The sequence below is a fragment of the Erwinia wuhanensis genome, assembly GCF_030484085.1.
Classification (GTDB): domain Bacteria; phylum Pseudomonadota; class Gammaproteobacteria; order Enterobacterales; family Enterobacteriaceae; genus Erwinia; species Erwinia aeris.
This window is the reverse complement of record NZ_JAUJUH010000005.1, coordinates 268,317-292,079: the sequence shown is the minus strand read 5'-3', so window position 1 is coordinate 292,079 and position 23,763 is coordinate 268,317. Positions and strand designations below refer to the sequence as shown.

The 23,763-nt window shown below is 57.0% G+C and carries 15 protein-coding genes, 1 tRNA gene and 1 pseudogene; 11 read left to right on the top strand and 6 right to left on the bottom strand.

What is annotated here, in order from left to right; translation table 11 throughout:
• Window positions 1-250 precede the first annotated feature (250 nt).
• The 8 genes from QZH36_RS14160 (at window position 251) to QZH36_RS14125 (ending at window position 14,565) form a co-directional block, all read left to right on the top strand.
• Window positions 251-4,351: a BapA/Bap/LapF family prefix-like domain-containing protein gene (locus tag QZH36_RS14160; protein ID WP_301730494.1), complete on the top strand. Its 4,101-nt coding sequence runs from the start codon at window positions 251-253 to the stop codon at window positions 4,349-4,351.
• Between the two features lie 73 nt (window positions 4,352-4,424).
• Window positions 4,425-5,777 carry a TolC family outer membrane protein gene (locus QZH36_RS14155; RefSeq protein ID WP_253459848.1) on the top strand — a complete coding sequence of 451 codons (1,353 nt, stop codon included), beginning with the start codon at window positions 4,425-4,427 and terminating at the stop codon, window positions 5,775-5,777.
• Window positions 5,778-5,802: 25 nt separating this feature from the next.
• A complete protein-coding gene (locus tag QZH36_RS14150) occupies window positions 5,803-7,953 on the top strand; it encodes a type I secretion system permease/ATPase (protein ID WP_301730493.1) in 2,151 nt (716 codons plus the stop codon).
• Complete coding sequence (locus QZH36_RS14145; protein WP_253459854.1) at window positions 7,950-9,119, top strand: beta-barrel domain-containing protein; 1,170 nt, start codon at window positions 7,950-7,952, stop codon at window positions 9,117-9,119. The genes QZH36_RS14150 and QZH36_RS14145 overlap by 4 nt, the downstream gene beginning before the upstream one ends.
• Window positions 9,120-9,650: 531 nt before the next feature.
• Complete coding sequence (ompC, locus tag QZH36_RS14140; RefSeq protein WP_301251905.1) at window positions 9,651-10,763, top strand: porin OmpC; 1,113 nt, start codon at window positions 9,651-9,653, stop codon at window positions 10,761-10,763.
• Between the two features lie 349 nt (window positions 10,764-11,112).
• On the top strand, window positions 11,113-12,159 hold the full coding sequence (gene apbE, locus QZH36_RS14135) for an FAD:protein FMN transferase ApbE (RefSeq protein ID WP_253459859.1): 1,047 nt from the start codon (window positions 11,113-11,115) through the stop codon (window positions 12,157-12,159).
• Between the two features lie 40 nt (window positions 12,160-12,199).
• The gene (gene alkB / locus QZH36_RS14130; RefSeq protein ID WP_301251903.1) at window positions 12,200-12,844 is read left to right on the top strand and encodes a DNA oxidative demethylase AlkB; all 645 of its coding nucleotides are present in this window, start codon (window positions 12,200-12,202) and stop codon (window positions 12,842-12,844) included.
• 71 nt (window positions 12,845-12,915) lie between these two features.
• Window positions 12,916-14,565: a multidrug ABC transporter permease/ATP-binding protein gene (locus tag QZH36_RS14125; protein WP_253459866.1), complete on the top strand. Its 1,650-nt coding sequence runs from the start codon at window positions 12,916-12,918 to the stop codon at window positions 14,563-14,565.
• A 68-nt stretch (window positions 14,566-14,633) separates the two neighbouring features.
• Here QZH36_RS14125 and QZH36_RS14120 read toward each other — a convergent pair whose 3' ends face one another.
• Window positions 14,634-15,431, bottom strand: a complete 798-nt coding sequence (locus tag QZH36_RS14120) for a 4'-phosphopantetheinyl transferase family protein (protein ID WP_253459869.1) — start codon at window positions 15,429-15,431, stop codon at window positions 14,634-14,636.
• A gap of 69 nt (window positions 15,432-15,500) precedes the next feature.
• Window positions 15,501-15,707 (bottom strand): hypothetical protein, encoded by a 207-nt coding sequence (locus QZH36_RS14115; protein ID WP_125288215.1) that lies wholly within the window; start codon window positions 15,705-15,707, stop codon window positions 15,501-15,503.
• Between the two features lie 771 nt (window positions 15,708-16,478).
• Between QZH36_RS14115 and QZH36_RS14110 the strand changes: the two genes are divergently transcribed.
• Window positions 16,479-17,552, top strand: coding sequence for an acyltransferase family protein (locus QZH36_RS14110; RefSeq protein WP_301251153.1), 1,074 nt, complete (start codon window positions 16,479-16,481; stop codon window positions 17,550-17,552).
• Window positions 17,553-17,638: 86 nt separating this feature from the next.
• On the opposite strand, the gene QZH36_RS14105 is transcribed toward QZH36_RS14110, so the two are convergent.
• The gene (locus QZH36_RS14105) at window positions 17,639-18,850 is read right to left on the bottom strand and encodes a sugar transporter (RefSeq protein ID WP_301730554.1); all 1,212 of its coding nucleotides are present in this window, start codon (window positions 18,848-18,850) and stop codon (window positions 17,639-17,641) included.
• A 469-nt stretch (window positions 18,851-19,319) separates the two neighbouring features.
• Window positions 19,320-20,510: a macrolide family glycosyltransferase gene (locus QZH36_RS14100; protein ID WP_301730492.1), complete on the bottom strand. Its 1,191-nt coding sequence runs from the start codon at window positions 20,508-20,510 to the stop codon at window positions 19,320-19,322.
• 185 nt (window positions 20,511-20,695) lie between these two features.
• Here QZH36_RS14100 and QZH36_RS14095 point away from each other — a divergent pair.
• Both QZH36_RS14095 and QZH36_RS21480 read left to right on the top strand, forming a co-directional pair.
• A pseudogene (locus tag QZH36_RS14095) lies at window positions 20,696-20,853 on the top strand (IS3 family transposase); the annotation flags it as partial.
• Window positions 20,854-21,051: 198 nt separating this feature from the next.
• Window positions 21,052-21,354 carry a hypothetical protein gene (locus QZH36_RS21480; RefSeq protein WP_445235127.1) on the top strand — a complete coding sequence of 101 codons (303 nt, stop codon included), beginning with the start codon at window positions 21,052-21,054 and terminating at the stop codon, window positions 21,352-21,354.
• 449 nt (window positions 21,355-21,803) lie between these two features.
• On the opposite strand, the gene QZH36_RS14085 is transcribed toward QZH36_RS21480, so the two are convergent.
• Both QZH36_RS14085 and yejM read right to left on the bottom strand, forming a co-directional pair.
• A tRNA-Pro gene (locus tag QZH36_RS14085) sits at window positions 21,804-21,880 on the bottom strand.
• 133 nt (window positions 21,881-22,013) lie between these two features.
• Window positions 22,014-23,762, bottom strand: coding sequence for an LPS biosynthesis-modulating metalloenzyme YejM (gene yejM, locus QZH36_RS14080; RefSeq protein ID WP_253459874.1), 1,749 nt, complete (start codon window positions 23,760-23,762; stop codon window positions 22,014-22,016).
• Window position 23,763: the final 1 nt, after the last annotated feature.

The window sequence follows — 23,763 nt, the reverse complement described above, 5'->3', positions numbered from 1 at the left end:
TATGGCAAAGAGTGGTACTGTTTTTTTTTGCCGGCGAAATAAAATCCTCGCCTTGTCGTTAGCATTTTTTTTGGAAATTTTTTTTACCATTAGCCTTGTTGTGGATTATTTTGTAAATCCAGAAAGCACCGGGTCTGGCCTGGCACCTTTTTTGAGGCGCTGGCCGCTGCATGTCCGCTTTAAGTAAAGTAAATCTTTACTTTTACGCGGCGTCACTTTACTCATTTAACTGGTGCACAAGGGGATTTTTATGGCGTATTCAGGCTCAGGCCGCGTCAATATCGTGTCGCTGGCAAGCGGTGAAACACTGCTCGTCGAAAACGATTCACAGGCTTACACCCTCAGCGAACCCAGTATCGTCACCTTACAGGGCGCGCCTTCTCAGGTTTCTGCCTGGCAGAGGCAGGGCAGCGATTTGATCCTGCATCAGGATGGCGGCGTCTCGCGTTTTCAGCAGTTTTTTAGTACCGATCCACAATCGCAAAGCCAGCTGATTTTTCAGGATGGCGCTACGCAGCAGCAGGCGCTGTTCGCAAACGAAGCAGATGAGGCTGAAACAACCGTCACACTGACGCCGACGCTGGCTGCGGTGCCGGCAGCCGTCGAAACAGTGGATTCCACGCTGATTGTTAACAATATGGCCGTGCCTGTTGATAGCGTAGCAGCGGCCGTCACCACCACTCCCACAACGCCAACGCCAACGCCAACGCCTGGCACCGGCGCTGTTACCGCAGAAGCCTCGACCACACTGCCGACGCTGACCATCAATCCGGTTTCTGGCGATGACGCGGTTAACTATAAAGAGGGCGTTTACGGCGTCGAAATTACCGGCACCAGCACGCAGCTGGCCTCCGGCACGCGGGTAGAGCTGACGCTGGATGGTAAAACCTGGTCCGGCTACGTCAATAACAACGTCTGGTCGGTGCAGGTTGGTGACAGCGATCTGGCGGCGATCAAAGACGGCAGCTACACCTTTTCCGTCAGCGCCACCGACGCCAGCGGCAACAGCGTCAGCGCCACGCGCGATCTGCTGCTTATCAGCCACTACAACAGCAGCATCCCGCTGGTCACCACCGATGAGCTGACGCTGGCCGACGTGACTTATCAAAACGGCGAGCCGATCTACACCGTGACCGGCACGATGCAAACGCCTTTTCCGCTGACCATGTTTGCCGTTAAGGGCGAGATCGAAAGCTACCGTACCGGCACGCTGAATGCGGACGGCAGCTGGAGCGTGCAGCTCACTTCCCAGGATATCCATACCCAGCATGGGCAAAATGCGCTGGTGCTGGGCGTGCAGGACGGCGCGGGCAACTGGTTCGAGCAGCAGATTTATGTTACCACCGATTTGGAGACGCCGGTCGGCACGGGCGGCGGTGGCGCGGAAGTGCCGGTTCCTGTTCCGCCGGTAGAGAACCCAACGGACGGTACGCCGCCGGATAACCCAGGCACCACGCCGCCGGAAACGGGCGGCGGCGCGACCGCTACGCCGAAGCCAACTATTGCCGTACCTTTCGGCGACGGCTGGCTGAATCACGATGAGAAAACCCATAGCGAAACGCTGAGCGGCACCACGGGCGTGACGGGCAGCGGTCAACAGGTAGCGATCAATATCAGCGGCAGCCGCTATCAGGCGACGGTGGCGGACGACGGTAAATGGAGCCTGGCGCTGACCTCCGCCCAGCTGATGGGCACTGATTTCTCTACCGGCAAGCACTGGATTAACGTCTACGCCACTAATGCCGAAGGCGAAAGCGGGAAGACCGGCGCCTACTTCTTTACCGATATCAGTACGCCGCATGTCAGCGTCGATACGCTGTCGAACACGGATATCAACCTGAATAGCGCCCGGCAAAACGGCCTGGCCTTTACCGGCACGGGCGATGCGGGCGACGGACTGACGCTGACGCTGGGCACCCAGACCTGGCAGACGCTGGTCGGCTTCGACGGCACCTGGCGGGTAGACATCACGCCGCAGCAGGCGCAGCAGCTGCAATTGGGCAACTATACGCTGAAAGCCAGCGTGACCGATCCGGCGAAAAACGTTGGCACGGAGACGCAGGATATTACGTTTTACAACGGCGCGGTGACGCCCGCTGCGGCTGTTGACAGTGTTTCCGCCGACGATGCCGCCGCAGCCGCAGCCGCAGCCGCGACCGCCGGGCAGGCGATCCAAGCTGCCCAGCCTGAAGCAGACAGTAGCGGCGTGCTGCTGGCCGCCACCGCCGTGCCGCATCCCACTATCAATACGCCTTTTGGCGATGGCTGGCTGAATCGCAGTGAAAAGCTTGACGGTCAGGCCCTGGTCGGCACGACCGGCGCGATCGGCAGCGGCCAGACGGTTACGGTGAATATCAACGGCGTGGACTACCAGGCCGCGGTGACCAACGATGGGAACTGGCGTCTGGATCTGAATACCGAAACGCTGCTGCACAGCGAATTTAATACCGGCAAGCGCTGGATCACCGTGACCGCCAGCAACGCGGAAGGCGAAACGGGTAGCACCCAGGCTTACTTCTTTACCGACGTCAGCACGCCGCAAACGGCTATCGACACCCCTGCTGACGGGACGCACATCAATCTCAACCAGATCGCCGAAAATTATCTCTTTACCGGCACGGGCGATGCGGGCGATGCGCTGACCCTGACGCTGGGCGCGCTGACCTGGCACACCACGGTCGGCTTTGACGGAACCTGGCAGGCGGCGCTGACGCCGCAGCAGGCGCAGCAGCTGACCGCGGGCGACTACACGCTACAGGCCACGATTTCGGACATGGCGAAAAACGTTGGCTCCAGTTCGCTGGCGCTGGACTTTTACAGCGGCAGCACGTCGCCGACCGTCACCATTAACAGCCTCTCCGACGACAACCGCGTCAATCTCAACATCCTTACCGATGATTACGCCATCAGGGGAACCGGCGAGGTGGGGGCCAGGGTTACCGTGTCCATCGGCTCGCTTGCACTCGGCTCGGTTATCGTAGGGCAGAACGGCGAATGGACAACCTGGCTGTACGAGAACGACGCTAAGCAGCTGACCGCCGGTAATACCACGATACTCGCCAGCGTGCAGGATTCGGCCGGGCATGAACACAGCGCGTCGCTAAGCGTGGAGCTTTATGCGGCGGACGTGCAGCCAACGCTGACCATGGATACGGTGGAAATCAACGATATCGTTGATTACGCCAACTATCAGAATGATGTCCAGCTGCACGGCGACAGCTGGGGTCTGCATACGGACACCGAAGTTACCATTACCCTGGCCGACAAAACCTATACTGGCTATGTCTACGCCAATCACTGGATGGCCACGATCCCTTCAGCGGATATAGAGGCGACGGCGGACGGCTACTATAACCTTAAGGTCAGCGTTGAAAGCGCGGGCGGCAATGCCAGCGCCAGCCGCGACGTCCTGCTGCTGTCGCATTTTCACAGTAGCGATCCCGTGCTGACGTTTAACGCGCTGACGCCAGAAGATGTTGTTTATCACGACGATAATGCTTACTACCTTATCAGCGGTACGGTGACCGAACCGCTCCCCGTAGACAAGCTGTCGTTTTATGGCGGCGAGCTGCTTAATTACTATGATATCAACGTGGCGGCGGACGGCACTTTCACCTCCGAGGTGCCGGTAAGCGAATATACCTCCATTTCTTCTACGCCTGGCTTCTACGTCTCCTATCAGGACGCGGCGGGCCATTGGTATGAGACGCGGGATAGCGTCACTCTGCCGGATGCGCCAGCCACAGTAGAAACGGCCGATCAAAGTACGTTTAGCCTGCTTGCGGAGGCTAATCCCCTGGATGACGTTAGTCACGCCAGCGCCACGGATGCGCACGAGAGCAGCGCGGCAGCCGTAACGGAAAGCGGCGCTACCGGCGGCGAACCGGCCGTAGCCAGCCACGTCGAAAGCGTTGCTCCCACCGCTGGCACCGAGGGCAATGACACCTTTACGCTCTCCACGTTGAATCTGCTCAGCAATCTGAACGGCGGCGCCGGTCACGACACGCTGGTGCTGAACGGCGCGCACGAAGCGCTGGATTTCGCCTCGCTGGGCCTGAAGATTGGCAGCGTTGAAACGATCGACCTCGGCACCTCCGGCAGCAACAGCCTTACGCTGGGGCAACAGGATCTGCTGGCGCTGACCGACAACGCCAGCGAGGCGCTGACCATCAAAGGCGCGGACGGCAGCGCGGTGACGCTGAGCACCGCCGAAGGCGGCGTCTGGAACGAGGCCGGTATGCAGACGATCGCCGGTCAGCAGTTTGATCTCTATCACAATTCCTCCGCAAGCCATGAAGGCACGCTGGCGGATGTCTTAATTCAACATAATCTACAGGTACAGACTGCCTGACGTAACAGGCCGGCGCGGGGTTGCCGCACCGGCCGTTTTTTCACCAAAAAGGAAGAAGGAAGAGAGGACCAGGATGAAGAAAGTGTGGGTATCTTTGTGCCTGGCCGCGCTGTGCGGCACCGTGGGACAGAATGCGCTGGCAGCAAAGCAGCAGAAAGTGGAATTTAACTGGCGTGCCGCTCCCACCGAGGAGCAAATCTCAACGCTGACGCTACGTGAAGCTATCCTCCGGGCCTTTGCCCGCAACCCAAAAATCTCCGAGGCCGCCGCGCAAATCCGCGTGGGCGAGGCCGATCTGGATGCCGCCGAAAGCGCCTGGTATCCGCAAATTTCCCTGGCGGCGACCGGTGGACGATCGCACACCACCGACTCCTCCGGCAGCCTCAACAACAACGGCTCTGGCGGCATTACCCTCAGCCAGCTGCTGTATGACTTTGGCCGCACCGGCGGCGCTATTGACGAACAGCATCACCTCTCTGAAGCCTATCGCTTCGCCCTTTACGACACCATGACCACGGTGGCGCAGGATACGCTACAGGCCTATTTGCAGGTCAAACGCTACCGGGCACTGGTGGAGGCGGCCAAAAACAACGTCGCCTCGCTGGAACATGTCAAGGACATCGCCCATATGCGCGCCGACGCGGGGTTAAGCTCGCAGTCGGACGTGCTACAGGCGGAAACCCGCATCGCCGGGATGCACGCGACGATGGAGCAGTACCGCGCTTCAGAACGCTCTGCGCTGGCGCAGCTGACGGTGCTGACCGGCGTGGTGCCCAGCGCGCTGCCGGAGCTGCCGCAGTCGCTGTTGAATCAGCAGATCACGCTGGACAGGATCGCCTACGAAAAAAGCGCGGCGGTGCGCAGCGCGCAGGCCAAACAGGAAGCGGCGATCGAACGCGTTCGCCAGGCGTCCTCTAACCACTGGCCGACCATCAAAGTGCAGGCGGGCCGCACGCGTTATGAAAACGCCACCCGATCCTATTGGGACGACGAGCTACAGCTTCAGGTAGAAGCGCCGCTTTATCAGGGCGGTCTGGTCAACGCCAGAACCCGCGCGGCGGAAGGCGACCGCGAAGCGGCCCAGGCCGCCGTCGAACAGTCCAAGTTGGATATCAATCAGAGCGCCTCCACCGCCTATGCCGACATGATTGGCGCGCAGCAGCGCCAGACGGCAGGCGAGCAGCAGCTGAGCAGCGCCGCTCACACCCGCTCGGTTTACGCCGACGAATACAAATTAAATAAGCGCAGCCTCAACGATTTACTGAGCGTTGAGCAGGATGTCTTTCAGGCTGACAGCAGCCGTCTGACCGCGCTTTACGACGGCTGGGACGCCACCGTGCGCTACGCTTCCGCCGTCGACAACCTGCTGGATATTATGGGCATCGATCGTGAAGCCACCAGCGGACAAACCCTGCCATCGCTCTGATGCCAAACAAGATAAGGCCGTACTTATGACCAAAACCGCTAGTACTGAAAACTGGATTGACGCGATGCTGCGCGTGGCGGCGCGCTTTGGCAAACCGGCGGATGGCTCCACGCTGCGTCAGCAGATGCGCTGGTTCGAGCATCTGACGCCCGCGCAGCAGCTGGAACGGCTGGCGGGCCTGCTGGGCCTGCATCTGACCATGATGCCGCGCGATAAAATTCGCTGGCGGCAGGAGGTGACGCCGGTGGTGCTGATTATGGAAAACGGCAGCGTGGTGGTGGTGGAAACCATCGATACGGAGGGCAAAGCGCGCTACTGGCTGAGCGACGGCGGCGACGTGGTGCGGGAAAGCGAGCTGGCGCTGCTGCTGGCGCAAAGCCAGGAGCAGGTCGGCATTGTCGGCGTGGCGGCGCGCGGACGCGACGCGCGCATCGACGAATTTGTGCAGCCGTACAAAAAGCACTGGTTCTGGGAAAACTTTCGCGGCATGGGCCGCCGCATCATGGAGATTTCGCTGGCTTCGGTGGTCGGCAACGTGCTGGCGCTGGCCGGCATCCTTTTCTCCATGCAGGTTTATGACCGCGTGATCCCGGCGCAGTCGGAGCCGACGCTGTGGGTACTGTTCGCCGGCGTGCTGATTGCCGCCGCCATCGAATATGTGATTCGTTTGATGCGCACCCAGGTTTCGGATCTGATGGGAAAGCGCATCGATCTGAAAGTCTCCTCCATGCTGTTCGCGCGCGCGATGAATATTCGCAACGAAGCGCGGCCAAAATCCACCGGGTCTTTTATCTCGCAGCTGCGTGAAATCGATCAGGTTCGCGAGCTGCTGACCTCGACCACCGTTGGCGCGGCGGCGGATATGCCTTTTGTGATCCTGTTTTTATGCCTGATGGGCTTTATCGGCGGCCCGCTGGTGATTATTCCGCTGCTGGCGATCCCGCTGATCGTTATTCCGGGGCTGCTGGTACAGTTCCCGATGGCGAAGCTGGCGAAAGAGGGGCTACGTGAGGGTGCGCTGCGCAACGCGGTGCTGGTGGAAACCATCGAAGGCATCGAAGATATCAAATCTTTACAGGCGGAACCCTATTTCCAGCGGCAGTGGGAGCAGACGCATGAGGTCAGCGCCACCATCGGCATGCAGCAAAGGCTGTGGGGCGCGAGGCTGACCGGCTGGGCCTCGACGGTGCAGCAGCTGACCTATGCCAGCATGTTGGTGTTCGGCGTTTACCTGGTGCTGAACGGCGATATCACCACCGGGACGCTGGTCGCCAGCAGTCTGCTCTCGTCGCGCACTATCGCGCCGCTGATGCAGCTGACCATGGTGTTTTCGCGCTGGCAACATGCCAAAACCGCGATGGCGGGTCTGGATGAGCTGCTGAAAAAACCGCTGGATCAGCCGGAAGAGGGCGAAATGGCGCACTGTCCGACGCTGACCGGCCATTACGATCTGCGCGGCGTGCAATACAGCTACGATGAGGAAAACGTCAAAAACGTGGTGACCATCAACCAGCTGCAAATCAAGCCGGGCGAGCGCGTGGCGATCCTCGGTAAGGTCGGCGCGGGGAAATCCACGCTGCTGAAGCTGCTGGCCGGCCAGGCGCGGGCAACGCAGGGCAAAGTGATCGTCGACGGCGTGGACGTTCAGCGCATCGATCCGGTAGATCTGCGTCGTCAGCTGGGCTGGCTGTCGCAGGACTCGCGCCTGTTTTTCGGCACGCTGCGGCAAAACCTGATGCTGGGCAATCCGCACGCCAGCGAGCAGGAAATGCTCCAGGCCCTGAAGGTCAGCGGCGCGCTGAGCCTGGTGCAGCAGGATGCGTCCAGCCTTGACCGTATTATCAACGAGGGCGGGCGTGGCCTGTCCGGCGGGCAGCGGCAGATGGTGATGCTCAGCCGCATGATCCTGCGGCAGCCGCAGGTGGTGCTGATGGACGAGCCGACCGCCTCGATGGATGAAGCGCTGGAAGAGTATGTGATCCGGCAGATGCAGGGCTGGCTGTCGGGCCGCACGCTGGTGCTGGTCACGCACCGTCCGGCGCTGCTGAAGCTGGTGGACAGAATTATCGTTATGGATAACGGGCGCATCGTGGCGGACGGCCCGCGCGATGACATTTTACGCGCCGCCGCCGCGCAGACGGCGAAGCAAACCGGCGGACAGGGGGACGCAGCATGAGCCTGATACTGATCGACCGCAGCCTGAAACGTAACGAAAAGCGCACCTCGGCTATTATCTGGCTCTGTACCGCCGCGCTGGTGATCTTTTTTGTCTGGGCGCATTTCGCCATTCTGGACGAGGTCACGGTCGGCACCGGTAAAGTCACGCCGTCCAGCCGCGCGCAGATTATCGACAGCCTGGACGGCGGCATCGTCAATCAGCTGAACGTGCATGAAGGCGATATCGTCGAAAAGGGCCAGGTGCTGGGCCGTCTCGACCCCACGCGCTTTCAGTCCAATTTTGGCGAGGCGGCAGCTAAAGCCCGCACGCTGCGCGCCTCGGCGGAACGACTGCGTGCTGAACTGACCGGCGCGCCGCTGGCGTTCAGCGCTGAAACGCTCAAGGAGCCGGAGCTGGTGGCGCGCGAGACGCAGCTTTTCCAGTCGCGTCGGCGCAACCTCACGGAAACGGTCAGCAACCTTACCCAGTCGATGAAGCTGGTGCAGGACGAGCTGCGCATGACCGAGCCGCTGGTGGCGAAAGGCGCGGCGGGGCAGGTGGAGGTGATCCGGCTGCGTCGGCAGATTAGCGATCTGCGCGGTAAGATCGACGAGGCAAAAAATGACTACGCGGTACGCGCGCGCGAGGAACAGGTTAAAAACAATGCCGATCTGGATGCTCAGCTCCAGGTACTGACCGGTAAAGAGGATCAGCTGACGCGCGCCACGCTCTATTCGCCGGTGCGCGGCATCGTCAAAGATATCCAGGTCACCACCGTCGGCGGTGTGCTGCAACCGGGCGGTAAGCTGATGGAGATTGTTCCGCTGGAGGATCAGCTGCTGATTGAAACCCGCATCAACCCGCGCGATATCGCCTATATCCGTCCGGGCTTGCCTGCGGTGGTCAAAATCACCGCCTACGACTCTTCTATCTACGGCAATCTGGATGGCGAAGTGGAGACGGTTTCGCCGGATACGCTGCAGGACGAGGTTAAACGCGACCAGTATTACTATCGCGTTTACGTACGTACGCAGAAGGCGGAGCTGGTCAATAAGGCCGGCAGAAAATTCCCTATCGTGCCCGGCATGGTGGCGAACGTTGAAATTAAAACCGGCCAGAAATCGGTCATGGATTACCTGGTTAAGCCGCTGAATAAGGTTAAAGAGTCGCTGCGCGAAAGATAATTACTTACGCCGCTGAATAGTGAATGAAATAAACTTTTATCATTCGCCGTTCAGCGGTTTTTTTTGGCCTTAATTATAACCGTAGAAACAGCGAGGCGTTCTGCAGATAGCGGCCATAAAAAAAGCCGAACACAAGGTTCGGCCGAAAAATAGGGTAAAACAAAACATTCGGGGTGAATGAAGGTAATAATGAAATAAAATGATGATAGCCCGGTTATTATAAACCAAAATGCTACGCCTTTTTATCATTCAGTGCTCACACAAGTAACATTACATAACCATATGAATCTTCAAAGATTAGCTATTGCTTGACATTACGTGCGTTATTTTTTATCACTGCGTGCGGCCATAAAGTTCCCGGTTATTATCATTTTGTAATATTTGAATTACAAAATGAAACACATTCGGAAATTTAGTAGCATTTTCTTTATAGATTATTACTGTCCGCGCTCTACCATGAGGGTGCCGACTGAATTTTCGACGTTCAGCACGCAGTGGTAAATAAGGCATATAACAAGAGGGTAATACAAAATGAAACTTCGCGTTCTCTCCCTGGTCGTTCCGGCCATGCTGATCGCAGGTTCTGCCGGCGCGGCAGAAATCTACAATAAAGACGGGAACAAGCTCGACCTGTTTGGCAAAGTAGACGGCCTGCACTATTTCTCTGATAACGATGGCTCCGATGGCGACCAGTCTTATCTGCGCTTCGGCTTCAAGGGCGAAACCCAAATCAGCAACGAGCTGACCGGTTACGGCCAGTGGGAATACCAGGCGGCGCTGAACACCACGGAAAATGAAGGCACCGCAGACAGCTACACGCGTGTTGGCTTTGCCGGTCTGAAATTCGGCGATGCGGGCTCTCTGGACTATGGTCGTAATTACGGCGTGGCTTACGATATCGGCGCATGGACCGACGTGCTGCCGGAGTTCGGCGGCGACACCTACGGCGCGGACAACTTTATGTTCCAGCGCTCCAGCGGCCTGGCGACCTACCGCAACAACAACTTCTTCGGTGCGGTTGAAGGCCTGAACTTCGCTATCCAGTATCAGGGCAAAAACAACAGCGGCACCGAGCTGGACGGACGTGACGTGCTGGCGCGCAACGGCGACGGCTGGGGTTTGTCCACCACTTACGATCTGGGTTCCGGCTTCGGTATCGGCGCGGCGATGTTCAGCTCTGACCGCACCAACGAACAGAACAATAACACCAACGGCATTCTGGGTAACGGCGACAAGGCAACAGCCTATACCGGCGGTCTGAAATATGATGCTAACAACATCTACCTGGCGGCGATGTATACCCGTTCTTACAACGCAACCCGCTTTGGCGACAGCAGAAGCGACGACAGCATCTACGGTTACGCCAACACGGCGGATAACTGGGAAGTGGTGGCGCAGTATCAGTTTGACTTCGGCCTGCGTCCGTCTCTGGCGTTCGTCAGCTCTCGCGGCTCCGATATCGAAGGATACGGCACGCAGAACCTGAAAAAATATGTGGATGTAGGCGCGACTTACTACTTTAACAAAAACATGTCTACCTACGTTGACTACCAGATCAACCTGCTTGATGACAACAACTTTACCGACGCTGCCGGCATCAACACCGATGACGTAGTAGCGCTGGGCTTAGTATACCAGTTCTGATTTACGCGGGAGCGCGCCATGCGCTCCCGCTTCTTAACTCTTCGCCGTTTCCCTGCGCTTAGCGTACCTCCCTGACCACTTTCTCAGCGAAAACGTGGACGATTGAGCTGTCTGGTATGCGTCTGCTTGTAATGCTTGTAGCCTGAAAAGATAATCAGCGCGAGACAGACGAAAGGCAGCAGAAAGTAGATCATAAAGACCTCCATTATTGCGGCAAAGCGCCGCGGTAAAGTGGGTTCAATGGGTATACTGAGTAGCATCCGTCAGAAGATCAACCCCGCCTGGTCCGGCGCCATGCTGCATTTTCACGCTTTCAGGACCAAAACTATTGCAGGGAAATTTGCGTAATATGAAGAAGAAATGGCTGTACTATCCTGTTATGGCAGCATTTATCCTGCTTTCCGGCTGTGACCGTCATCGTGAAACCGTTGGTGCGTCAGCCATGGTGCTGGAAGGACGCACTATGGGAACATTCTGGAGGGTTAGCCTCGCCAACGTTGACCCCGGCCTGAAAGAAAATCTGCAAAAAGCGGTACAGCAGCAGCTGGACAATGACGATCGGGAGCTGTCGACCTGGAAAGCCGATTCGGTGCTTTCGCGCTTTAATCAGTATCGCGGCAGCGACCCGCAGCCGGTCAGCGACAACATGGCGGACATCGTCACTCTGGCGCTGCGCATCGGCCAGAAAACGCACGGCAAAATGGACATCACCGTCGGGCCGCTGGTCAATTTGTGGGGATTTGGGCCGGTTAAGCAGCCTGCCACCGTGCCGACGCAGGCGCAGATTGCGGCGGCGCGCGCGCTGACCGGCCTGCAACATCTGCGCGTTATCCAGCGCAGCGAAGGGGCTTATCTGCAAAAGGATCTGCCGAATCTTTATGTCGATCTGTCCACCATGGGAGAAGGGTTCGCCACCGATCATCTGGCGCGCCTGCTGGAAAAAGAAGGGATCAATAATTACCTGGTTTCCGTTGGCGGCGCGGTGCTGACGCGCGGCCAAAACGCCGAGGGCAAGGCGTGGAAAGTAGCGATCCAGAAGCCTACCGATAAAGAAAACGCGGTGCAGGCGGTAGTGGATCTGCAGGGGCACGGTATCAGTACCTCCGGCAGCTATCGCAACTATTATGAGCTGAACGGCAAACGCATTTCGCATGTGATCGATCCGACCACCGGCGAGCCGATCCAGCACAAGCTGGTTTCCGCAACGGTGATCGCGACCACCGCGCTGGAAGCAGACGGTTGGGATACCGGCCTGATGGTGCTTGGCGAAGAGCAGGCGAAGGCGCTGGCGCTGCGCGAACAGCTGGCGGTTTATCTGATCGTGAAGCAGGGCAACGGCTTTAGCAGCTGGATGTCGCCGCAGTTCAGCGCCTTCCTGCTGCCGGAAGCGCAATAGCGGCATTTACTCACGGGCAACGGCCCGCTAAGGAGCCATTATGCTGGACTTATTTAGTGAAGAAGCGCCCTGGCTGGAGCCGCTGGCGGAAGGCGCGGCTATCCTGCGTCGACGCGCGCGGGACGAGGCGGCAGCGCTGCTGGCGCTGGTTGACGATATCGCCGCGCAGAATCCTTTTCATCACCGCATTACGCCGGGCGGACACCGCATGTCGGTGGCGATGACCAACTGCGGCGATTTCGGCTGGTCGACGGACGCGCGCGGCTATCAGTACAGCGAATACGACAGCGTTAGCGGCCAGCGCTGGCCGGCGATGCCGGATCGCTTCCGTCAGCTGGCGGTGGCCTGCGCGGAAGAGGCCGGTTTTCCCCATTTTCAGCCCGATGCCTGCCTGATTAACCGCTATGCGCCGGAGGCGAAGCTCAGCCTGCATCAGGACAAGGACGAACAGGATATGCGCCAGCCTATCGTCTCTGTTTCGCTGGGCCTGCCCGCCGTGTTTCAGTTTGGCGGCTTCGAGCGAGGCGACGCGGTGCAGCGCGTGCTGCTGGAGCATGGCGACGTGGTGGTATGGGGCGGGCCGTCGCGCCTGCGCTATCACGGCATCCTGCCGTTAAAAGCGGGCAGCCATCCGGCCACCGGCGCATTTCGCTATAATCTGACCTTCCGGCGCGCTTTTCGGTAAACGAGAATTATTATTGCTATCGTCCCGCTTCTCATTAAACTGCAGGCTGCTCAGAATAATGGGATAGTGTCATGGAGTTGCTTCGCGTCGTTTACCGCCAGTATCGCTGGCCTTTTGTGCTGGTTATTGGCCTCAGTTTGCTGAGCGCCGCGCTCGGTATCGGGCTGATCGCTTTTATCAACCGCGAGCTGATTGTTTCGCTGAACGCCGGTACCTGGCTGCTGCCGTCTTTCCTTGGGCTGCTGCTGCTACTGATGGCGGTGACCCTGGCCTCGCAGCTGGCGCTGACGCTGCTTGGCCACCATTTTGTTTATCGGCTGCGCGGTGAGTTTATTCGACGCATTCTGGATACGCAGATCGAACGTATCGAACAGATCGGCAGCGCCCAGCTGCTGGCCGCGCTGACCAGCGACGTCCGCAGCATTACCCTTGCCTTTGTGCGCCTGCCCGAGCTGATCCAGGGCGTGATCCTGACTTTAGGTTCGGCCGCTTACCTGGCGTGGCTGTCGCCGAAAATGCTGCTGATCACCACTCTCTGGCTGACCATCACCATCGTCGGCGGCTGGCTGCTGGTCTCCAGAGTCTATCGCCATCTGGCGAAGCTGCGCGAGCTTGAAGACGCGCTTTACGCCGACTATCAAACCATTATCGAAGGGCGCAAAGAGCTGGCGCTTAACCGCCAGCGCGCGCAGCAAATTTACGAGACGGTTTATCAGGAAGACGCTCGAGCATATCGTCACCATATTGTGCGCGCCGATACTTTCCATCTCAGCGCGGTGAACTGGTCGAATATCATGATGCTGGGCGCCATCGGGCTGGTCTTCTTTATGGCTAACGGTCTGGGCTGGGCGAATACGGCGGTAGCGGCGACCTATTCGCTGACGCTGCTGTTCCTGCGCACGCCGCTGCTTTCCGCCGTCGGCGCGCTGCCTACGCTGCTGAGCGCCCAGGTTGCCTTTAACAAGCTCCACACCTTCAGGCTGGCGGCTTACCAGGAAAGCTTTGCGCAGCCCGCCGCCGCGCGTGCGTGGCAAACGCTGGAGCTGCGTGACGTGGTGTTTCATTATGGCGACGGCGGCTTTGCCGTCGGCCCGATCGACATGACGCTGAAACGCGGCGAGCTGGTCTTTCTGATCGGCGGCAACGGCAGCGGTAAATCCACGCTGGCGATGCTGCTGACCGGCCTTTATCAGCCGGTATCCGGGCAGATCCTGCTGGACGGCGTGCCGGTGGCGGCAACGGAGATGGCGGACTATCGACGCCTTTTCTCCGCCGTCTTTACCGATGTTCACCTGTTTGACCGCCTGATCGACGCCAGCGGCGAGCCGGCCGATCCGGCTCAGGTACAGCTGTGGCTGGAGCGCCTGCATATGCAGGATAAACTCAAGCTGGAAGGCAACCGGGTGCTGAACCTTAAACTGTCGAAAGGGCAGAGCAAGCGTCTGGCGATGCTGCTTGCTACGGCGGAGCAGCGCGACATTCTGCTGCTGGACGAATGGGCCGCCGATCAGGATCCGCATTTCCGCCGCATCTTCTACCGCGAGCTGCTGCCGTGGCTGAAAGAGATGGGCAAAACCGTTGTTGCCATCAGCCATGACGACCACTATTTTCTGCACGCCGACAGGCTGCTGGAAATGCGTGAAGGCAAACTAAGCGAGCTGATCGGCGAAGCGCGCGATCAGGCTACGCTGGATGCGGTAAAACGCACCGGCACCGACTAGCCTGCCGACGCCGGCTTGCCGTCACTCAGGCTGGCTAAAAAATGGATAAGCCAGCCTGAGGCTATGGCTTAATAAGGGCCAGTGGGCGTATCGGCCGCCTGCGTGACGATGACCCAGCTGGTCAGCTGCCCTTCAGCCAGCGCCACGCGGCCGGTAAACAGCGTGCCGACGGGAAAGCCTGGCGATAAGGCCCGGTTCAACCGCAGCGTGACGTTGGTCAGTCCGGCCCGGCAAGCGATGATTTCCGCCTCGTTGAAATGCATAAACTGGCGGAAAAGCGGGAACAGCGCCTTATACAGACTCTCCTTGAGGGAAAAAGCGGCGGTGAGCGCGGTCGCGAACGGCACGCCACTGCTCTGTAAAATGCCGTGTTCGCGCTCGTTAATAATCATCTCACGCATCTCTTCCGCCGCTTCGGGCCGCATAATCTCTTCGCAATCCACGCCGGGCTGCTTTCCCGTCACCTTATCGGCCAGCAGGAGGCTGATGCAGGCGCGGGTATGCGAAAGGGAACCCGCTATTCCTTCTGGCCAGACCGGCGCGCGGTCGGCATCGTTAGTCAACAGGAAGTCGTCAAAGCCAAACTGACGCAGCGCTGCACGCACGCACAAGCGGCTGGCAAGGTATTCCGCCCGGCGTTTCGCCACGGCTTTATTCAGGTGAGCAGGGAAGGGCAGGCGATAGTCGGTGAACAGTTGGTCGCTGTAATAAGCCAGATCGTAGCGGGCCTGTACCAGCAGAACATCAGGATGTTCTGCCAGTCGGGAACTGACGGGCGCGGCTAAAAACCGATCTTTGGGTAAGGTGGCGCCCGACAAAATCGCCGGTTCGCTCTGTGCCGGTCTGTTGAGCCAATCAGAACGCATTTCTTCTGCCTGTTAATCAAAAAGAGGATTTAAGCAGGTTAGCGTACCGAGAGTAAAGCGCGGCGCAGGTTACTTGTTGGGAGGAATGTGCAGCCCTTTCAGTGAAACGACAAAGTGCTTATTGCCGCGGGAAATCTTCGCGCCGCGATCGCACCAGTGGCTGGCGAATCGAAAAAAATCATCGCTGTCAATGTCATAGGCCAGTTCAACCTTGCTGATACCGGACTGCAGCATCTCTTCAGCGTCCCTGTAATTTCTTGCCTTAATGATTGCCATTGGGTTACCTGTTACTGCCTCAAAAAGTGTAGGGTCAGCCTATGTCAAGAAGATGACAGTTTTGTTGCAGCGTCTGGCTTTAAGATTAAGGCTAATGCCAACCGGGCCGGCAAGAAGTGTGCTTTATGACGGAAGCACTTTCGTAGAGGCTTTCTGGTCAACGCATTGAAGATAAATTAGCGACTTTTTAATGATTTATAATTGGCCTCAGGATCGCAGCGCGCTGAAAATGCTGGCCTGACGCCTGACGCCTGACGCCTGACGCCTGACGCCTGACGCCTGACGCCTGACGCCTGACGCCTGACGCCTGACGCCTGACGCCTGAGCCCCGAAGGCTGTAAGGAATTATACGCGGCTGTATCAGGCTGTTGGCCAGTCAGCGCTAAACCACCATACCGCCTTGATCTGGCTGATATCTCAGTAACCACTGGCTGATAATTTCTGATAATAATTAATTAGCGCGATATTCAAGTGTGGAAAATGGTTACTTTCACTATCTGAATAAGCTGGGCGGCGGGCAAAAAGGCTGAATTGTAAACGTTTACAGACAGGCAAAGCTTTTTCAGAACTTTCCGGTAAGAGACGTCACCTTATGCTCGTTTTCGTTATAATTTGTAAGTTATTTAAAATTAAGGTGATTTTTTTACAACCCTGCTTCTCTGGCGGCCAGCTTTTATGCCGCATCCTTTTCTAAGATTCCTCCCATGTGTGAAGTGTTGTTTATGAGTGCTATGTTGCCGCTTTTGTTGTTTTAGGCTATCAGAGGTCACCATGGAAACGCGAATAAAACACCTGGATGGAATGCGGGGACTGGCAATACTGCTGGTGATCGGCTTTCATGCCTGGGCCAGATGGCCTGAATACCTGGGGTACGTTTCGTTTACTAAGGATTTTCCTTTATTCGCCTGGGGCTATCTGGGCGTGCCGCTGTTCTTTATGATTTCCGGGTTCGTTATTTTTATGACCCTGGATAAATCAAAAAGCTTTATAAATTTTATGTTTAAGCGCTGGCTGCGGCTCTTCCCGGCCATGCTGATAGTAACGCTGCTGATCTTCGCTACGGCCAGCTTATTTAGCGAAAGACCGCTCGGCGTCCCGCATCCGGCCAATGCCATTCCGGGCCTGACTTTTATCAGTCCGGAGATACTCCAGTATTTGACCGGTGTGACCTTTAAACCGCTGGAAGGATCGTTCTGGTCGCTTTACGTTGAAGCCGCGTTTTATATCTTTATCGGTGCCGTCTACTTTACGCTGGGCAGAAAATACTGCCTGCCTTCGCTGCTGGTGCCGATGTTTCTGGTGGCGGGCGCCTCCGCCTTCAAAATGATTGGTCATCCGGCCATTGCGGATTTTATCTCCAAGTTCGGCTTTATCCACTACTCATGGTTTATGATCGGTTGCCTGGTGTATGAGCGGCTGCATCAGCGCGACGCCAAATTCCATTACGCACTGGTGCTGGTGGCGGTGTTGATTAACTTCAGTTATTACATCAAAAACAATGGCTATATCGTTATTTTACCGCTGCTGCTGATGCTGGCGCTGTTTATCGTCAGCTTTTACAGCCGGCTTGTGGAACGACTGCTGTCAGGAAAGTTCCTGACGCTCACCGGCTTTATCAGCTACACCATCTATCTGCTGCATGAAAACATGCTGATCGCTACGTTAAGGAAGCTGGAGCGCCATATCAGCAGCGATTACGTGATGGTCTTTATGCCGATAGCGGTAGTCGCCGCGCTTTACCTGGTTGCCTGGCTGATCACTAAATACATTGAACCGGCCGTCAGAGATACGCTGAGGAACCTTATTCTGTTCCGAGGGAAAAAGAAGGCACTGCCCAACGGCTAAGCGCGAACGGGCAGGGCGGTTGCTGGCAGAGAGGGCACAGCGGCCGTAAAGCCGTAAAAAAGGGCGCAGATGACTGCGCCCTGAGTTTATTTCACTTCGGTAATCACGCTGCCTTCATGGGTGGACGGCTGCTCTTTTGTCTTGCGGAAGAGCGCCACCGCCAGCACCAGCGCCGCGACGGCAGGTATAGCGCCGATATAGCCCACCGAGGACATGGAAAGATCCAGGCTAACCTTATTGCCCAGCAGCGCGCCCGCGCCGATGCCAATATTGAAAATACCGGAGAACATCGCCATAGCAACATCGGTGGCGTCCGGTGCCAGCGTCAGCACTTTCATCTGCATCCCCATGCCGATCATCATAAAGGCCATGCCCCAGAACAGCCCCAGCACAATCAGACCGGCCTTGCTGGCCGCTACCGACGCCAGCAGCAGCAGGCAGATCGACAGCAGTGCGATAGAGCCGGTAAGCAGCGGCGACAGGCGTTTTTCGCCGCTCTTGCCAAAAATAATGCTGCCGGTAATGCCCGCAATGCCGAAAATCAGCAGCAGAAGCGTGGCGAAGCTTTGGTCAAATCCGGCTACTTTCTCGACAAAAGGTTCAATGTAGGTAAACGCGGTAAAGTGCGCGGTCACCACGGCGACGGCCAGCACGTAAAGGCCTACCAGCGCAGGGCGGCGCAGCAGATCCGGCAGGCTTTTCAGCGAGCCGGTATGCTCCGACGGCACGCGCGGCATAATTTTTAAAATCAGACCCAGCAGCACTAAAGCTCCGACGCCAATGGCCAGGAAGGTGCTGCGCCAGCCGAATGCCTGACCGATAATTCTGCCCAACGGCAGGCCCAGCACGGAAGCCAGCGCGGTAGCGGTCGCAATCAGGCTCAGCGCCTGCGCTCTTTTACCCGGCGGGGCCAGCCTGACCGCCAGCGATGCGGTAATAGACCAGAACAGCGCATGGGCCAGCGCTACGCCCGCGCGGCTCAGCAGCAGCACGTCGAAGCTCCAGGCGAAAAAGGCCAGCACATGGCTAAAGGTAAACAGGCCAAAGATCGCAATCAGCAGCACGCGCCGATCGGTATTGCTGGTCATCAGCATCAGTGGCAGCGACATTAGCGCCACAATCCACGCATAGATGGTCAGCATAATGCCCGCCTGCGCCGATTCCATGCCGAAGCTATGGCCGATATCGGACAGCAGGCCGACAGGCATATATTCCGTGGTATTAAAGATAAACGCAGCAACAGCCAAAGCCAGAACGCGTGACCAGGCAACTTTGCGTGAAACGGTAACGGTGTTCATATCAGTCATAGGCTTCTGCTCCGCAAAACTCAAAACGCGTCATTCTAGAGCCGGCCGCATAAAATTCAATCCGAAAGTGATCGTCATCACACTTTTTACATAGTTTGAAGGTTTAGAAAAGGCTATATCCTGCTACGACGTCGCTGGCCAACAGACCTGGGGAGTTATTTGCGGGCAGGCAGCAGCATGCGGTCAGGCGTAGATGTTCAGCAAAGGAGGAAACAGATAAGCATAAAGAGAGGCGCTAACGGGGGGGCCGAGGACAGTCTTGGTTACGCTGCGTTTACCACCTCGTTGATATCAGCCGCACGCTTTTGGCTTTTCCCTTCTGGTCATTTTCAGCCCCTGAATGCATTTGCGATAAAATAGCCCTGTGAGGGGCTTTGATCTATCTTTAAAAGCCTGACGTCTGCCCATCAGTTCAGGCCCTCACACCGTTGCGGGCCATCACCAGCGGTTTAAAAGCCAGTCAGGCGGCGTGTTGACCTGCTGCCATGATCCGATCGAACACGTCTACGGCAGCGCTGGCACCGCCTGCCTGAGAGATTTCTTGCTGTAAGACGGCCAGGTTTCTCTGACAGGCCGGATCGGCGCTTATCTCCTGCGATGCCATAAGCAGACTGGCTGCAGAAAGGGTTTCCCGAGGCAAATATTTTCCTATGCCCAGCGCCTGAATCCGCCGGGCATTGAGGCGTTGTTCGGCCTGCTGCGGTACGGCTATCATCGGCACCCCGAAATAAACGGCCTCCATCAGGCTGTTCATTCCGGCATGGGTGATAAACAGGCTTGCCGCCTGTAGCACATCAAGCTGGGGTATCTGACGGTGAATTTCAATATTGGCGGGCAGCTCTCCCAGCTGGGCAGAATCGACATAGCGGCCAATAGCCATTACGACATGCCACTCGCTATTGGTGAAAGCCTGAATGCAGGTGCGGAAAAAGGCGGTCTGATGCGTATAAACCGAACCCAGCGAGATGACGACAACCGGCCGTCCTGCTGTTTTTAGTCGCCAGCCAGGCTGCGCGGCCAGTGGCCTGATTTCGGGCCCGACAAAGGTTACGCCAGGGGGAATAGTGTCTGGTTTTTCCTGAAAAGAGCGCGGAATAAAGGCAATGGCAGTATCGCGGGCAGCCAGGATGGCACGAAGATCCACGTTCAAATTATTGTCGTGCAGCATTTTTTCCAGAATCGGTATGCAGGGCCACTCTTCGCCCGACAGGCCCAGCCACTCCTCGGACTGCCCCTGATAGCTGACGTGGGTAGGATTAAGGCTGATGGCCGGAACTTGCCAAAGATGGGCGAATATCTTGCCCAGCCAGCTAAGCGGGCCGTAGGCGATAATGTCGGGCCGGTCGTTCTCAAAGGCCGCCAGCAAAGGGCGACAGGTCGCCTGTGCTTCCCGTGCCAGCTCGCGGACAACGTAGCCCATCTCCTCTGGTCGTGGCTTCTCTTTGGTAAAAGTGGGTTCAAACAGAACCGGCGTGGCGCCGCAGGAAGCGACAAGAGAGGAAAACTCTGGCGAGGTGGTATAGCTGACCCTGTAGCCCCGCGCGACCAGTGCCTTGACCAGCCCCAGGGTCGGGTTGACGTGTCCTTGTTCAGCGCAGTTAAAAATGGCCACGTGCCGTTGGGTATTCTTGCCGCTTATATTCACCGTCATAGTCAGTTTTCCTGAAAGAATGAGAGTTAAAACCGCTTTAGTTTTCCCTGTGCCCGGCCACTGTTGTAACCGCCCGTATAGCTGGCCATTGCTATCAGTCACGTTGGCTCAGGGATTCTCAAAGATATCATTCAGTTAATGAAATTAATATGTCAGGATTTTCTCATAACAAAGAGCGCCGCCGGGCTAACAGCCTTGCACCGGGTATGAGCCGGCATGACAATATTTGGGATAATGTGGTGGCCGAGTCGTTCTTCGATTTACTGAAAAAAGAGCGTATAAGAAAAGGATCTACAAAACTCGCGATCTGGCCCGCGCCGATATCTTCGATTACATTGAAGTGCTCTGAAATCAGGCCCGGTATCACAGCCATCCCGGGGCATTAGTCCGTAGGCCTGCGGACAGGTTTCAGCGTGAGGACAGGATCTGTCTATTGTTGAGAGGGCAGCGCGGATCTTAGCTTCTGTTGGATAGCTTTTGCCGTGTGTGGTATTGCTGGCTTTGCTGCTTCTCATCTTGTCAGAGAGTGGATGGATAAAAAATGAAGAAACTTTTACTTATAGTCGCTATTTCCATGAATATAGTTAACTTTGCCTGTGTGTCTCCTACACCCAATCACACCGTTCCTGCTGGTAAGGTTGCGCAATGGAAAGGATATGATGTCATTGTTAAGAGGGACAGCTTAGGGATTGTCACTGTTGACGGAAAACCAGCGGCTGTGGATGAAATCACAGAGAAGGCTACAGCCTATCAGCAAGGGCTGTTTAGTGTGATCATCTATAAGAGCGGTAAAGTCGCTTTGATGAAGCAAGGGCAGTTTGTAGGCTATTTGAAGAGAAACTGACCAGGAAGGGACTGATGAGCCTCTTTTTTATGGGGCATTTGGGGAAATGTACATCATACGAGGACAGGCTTATCAAGCGCTCTGTACTATCCTGATCCCAAAATGAGTCCCTGACTGACAGACTCAGTAGTGATGCCTTTGCCAGGCCATAACTACTGTGGATTGACCGCAAATAAGCCTTACTTTTAGTGCATCACGATGCAAATAAAGCCTTACAGCGTGGCGATGAGTGTACATATAGTGACTATTAACGAAGCGACTTACACCTGTCAGGAACAGTTCGTTGCCCGGTCGGACAGAGTTGTGAGCCTCTCCAGGCCGATCTTAAAAAATCCATTTGTATACGTTAAATCCCGCTACCTACAGGCAACAAAAAACCCGCAAACTCAAAGAGAATGCGGGTTCTTGCGGGGTTTCCATCAGTAACCGGTACTGAAAGAATATGTATTTGGTCGGCACGAGAGGATTTGAACCTCCGACCCCCGACACCCCATGACGGTGCGCTACCAGGCTGCGCTACGTGCCGACGCGTGAGCTAATAGTACGCAAATTCGCTACGATTGCAAGCGGCTAACACGTTGACTGCTATGAAAATAGCCAACGTTGCCGTCTGGTTTACGCAGAGCAGGGCGCGGGAAATAATCTTTAAAACCCACGCCTCAGTTAGCGATAAAGCGTTTCTCTTCCGTCAGCACCTGCAACAGCAGCGTCAGCTGCGGCTTGTGATCTTTCAACCGCTGGCCCTGAGCATCCCAGGCGGTATAGCTGCCGTTGCTGTTCAGCTCCAGCGTCAGGTTCGGCGTAGTCACCACCAGCTGGCCGTCATGCATACTGGTTATCCAGTTATGGCTGCGGCGCACGGCAAACAGATCTTCGCCCTGCGAATAATCAGAAGCTGGCGTACGCACGTGCAGCAGCCGCTGCATCAGCGTAGTCATAATATCCTGATGGCTGGTCAGCTTATCAATCTGCTGCGATGGCGTATTCGGCCAGTGGATCACCAGCGGCACCTGTAGGTTTGCACGGTTGCCCATATCGTCATCGTCGTTCAACGCCACGCCGTGCTGCGCCGTGATCACCACCACCGTATTATCCAGCAGGCCTTTCTCCTGTAACGTGGCGAGCACGTTCTGGATTTGCCCATCCACCTCTGCCGCACTGCGCGCGTAGCGCCGTGCCGCTTCTTTCGCCACGCCAGCGTTTTTGCCGCCGGACAAAGAAAGATAGGAGAACCAGGGGGCGCTTTTCGCTTTCTGCGTCTCCAGCCAGCGTTGCCACTGCGCAACGGTTTGTGCATCAGACTGGCTTTCTGAAGTGGGCAGCGAATAGTCCGCCAGCAGCGCCTGACGATAGAGCGGCGAGGCAAAGCCGTCGCTGGCAAACAGGCCAAACTGGTAACCCTGTTTCGCCAGCGCCTCCGTCAGCGCCGAAGGCACGCGCGAAGAGAGCACGCCGTCCATATAGCCTGCCGAAATACCGTAAAAGAGGCCGAACAGACCGCTGTCGGCCTGGCTGCCCGCGCTGAAATGCTGCGTAAAACGCACGTTGTCCTGAGCGAACCGGGCCAGATGCGGCAGCTGTTTCGGCATCGTGGCCTCGTTCAGGCCATCCACGGTGACGATCAGCAGATTGCTGCGGGTGCCGCCATCGCGGAAAGTAATATCGTTCAGCGGATAGGCGACCGAAAGCGCCTCCGGATTACCCTGCTGCACCAGCCTGCGCTGATACTCCTGCGCATCCAGCAGGCCATGGCGTTCCAGAAAGCGGCGGGCCGTCATCGGATAAGAGAGCGGCAGGTTGGAACGCTGCATGGTGACAGGCCGATAGAAATTCGCATCGGCCCAGATATACATCAAATGGCTGGCAAAGAACGTGACGATAAACAGCACGGCCAGCGGCTTGCCAAAGCTGCGGCGATTCAGGCTGCGCAGCTTTTGCCAGCTCCAGGTAGCGAACAGCATCTCGACCAGGAAAATAGCCGGTACGCTGATAAACATCAGCTGCCAGTCACGCGCCATTTCGCTTTGATCGGGATTGACCACCAGCTCCCAGACGACCGGGTTGAGGTGCAGGTGGAAGCGGGCGAACACCGCGCTGTCAATAAGCAGCAGCGTCAGCCCGGTGGTAGCGATGATGGCGGAAAGAAAGCGCAGCAGTCTTTGCGACATCACCACAAACGTCAGGGGAAAAACAATCAGCAGATAGGCGGCGAAAACAATAAAGCTAAAATGGCCTGTCCAGCTGGTAAACGCATAGATACGCCCGACCAGCGAGGCAGGCCAGTCGGCAACAATCAGATAGCGACTACCCAGGATAAGGGCAAAGATAATGTTAAACAGGGCGAACCAGTGCCCCCAGCCAATCATCTGGGAGACTTTATCACGGTAGCGCGGCTGACTTGTTACCATA

Coding starts and splice junctions, on each gene's coding strand:
- QZH36_RS14160 (WP_301730494.1), top strand. CDS start 251: ATGGCGTATTCAGGCTCAGGCCGCGTCAATATCGTGTCGCTGGCAAGC.
- QZH36_RS14155 (WP_253459848.1), top strand. CDS start 4,425: ATGAAGAAAGTGTGGGTATCTTTGTGCCTGGCCGCGCTGTGCGGCACC.
- QZH36_RS14150 (WP_301730493.1), top strand. CDS start 5,803: ATGACCAAAACCGCTAGTACTGAAAACTGGATTGACGCGATGCTGCGC.
- QZH36_RS14145 (WP_253459854.1), top strand. CDS start 7,950: ATGAGCCTGATACTGATCGACCGCAGCCTGAAACGTAACGAAAAGCGC.
- ompC (WP_301251905.1), top strand. CDS start 9,651: ATGAAACTTCGCGTTCTCTCCCTGGTCGTTCCGGCCATGCTGATCGCA.
- apbE (WP_253459859.1), top strand. CDS start 11,113: ATGAAGAAGAAATGGCTGTACTATCCTGTTATGGCAGCATTTATCCTG.
- alkB (WP_301251903.1), top strand. CDS start 12,200: ATGCTGGACTTATTTAGTGAAGAAGCGCCCTGGCTGGAGCCGCTGGCG.
- QZH36_RS14125 (WP_253459866.1), top strand. CDS start 12,916: ATGGAGTTGCTTCGCGTCGTTTACCGCCAGTATCGCTGGCCTTTTGTG.
- QZH36_RS14120 (WP_253459869.1), bottom strand. CDS start 15,431: ATGCGTTCTGATTGGCTCAACAGACCGGCACAGAGCGAACCGGCGATT.
- QZH36_RS14115 (WP_125288215.1), bottom strand. CDS start 15,707: ATGGCAATCATTAAGGCAAGAAATTACAGGGACGCTGAAGAGATGCTG.
- QZH36_RS14110 (WP_301251153.1), top strand. CDS start 16,479: ATGGAAACGCGAATAAAACACCTGGATGGAATGCGGGGACTGGCAATA.
- QZH36_RS14105 (WP_301730554.1), bottom strand. CDS start 18,850: ATGAACACCGTTACCGTTTCACGCAAAGTTGCCTGGTCACGCGTTCTG.
- QZH36_RS14100 (WP_301730492.1), bottom strand. CDS start 20,510: ATGACGGTGAATATAAGCGGCAAGAATACCCAACGGCACGTGGCCATT.
- QZH36_RS21480 (WP_445235127.1), top strand. CDS start 21,052: ATGAAGAAACTTTTACTTATAGTCGCTATTTCCATGAATATAGTTAAC.
- yejM (WP_253459874.1), bottom strand. CDS start 23,762: ATGGTAACAAGTCAGCCGCGCTACCGTGATAAAGTCTCCCAGATGATT.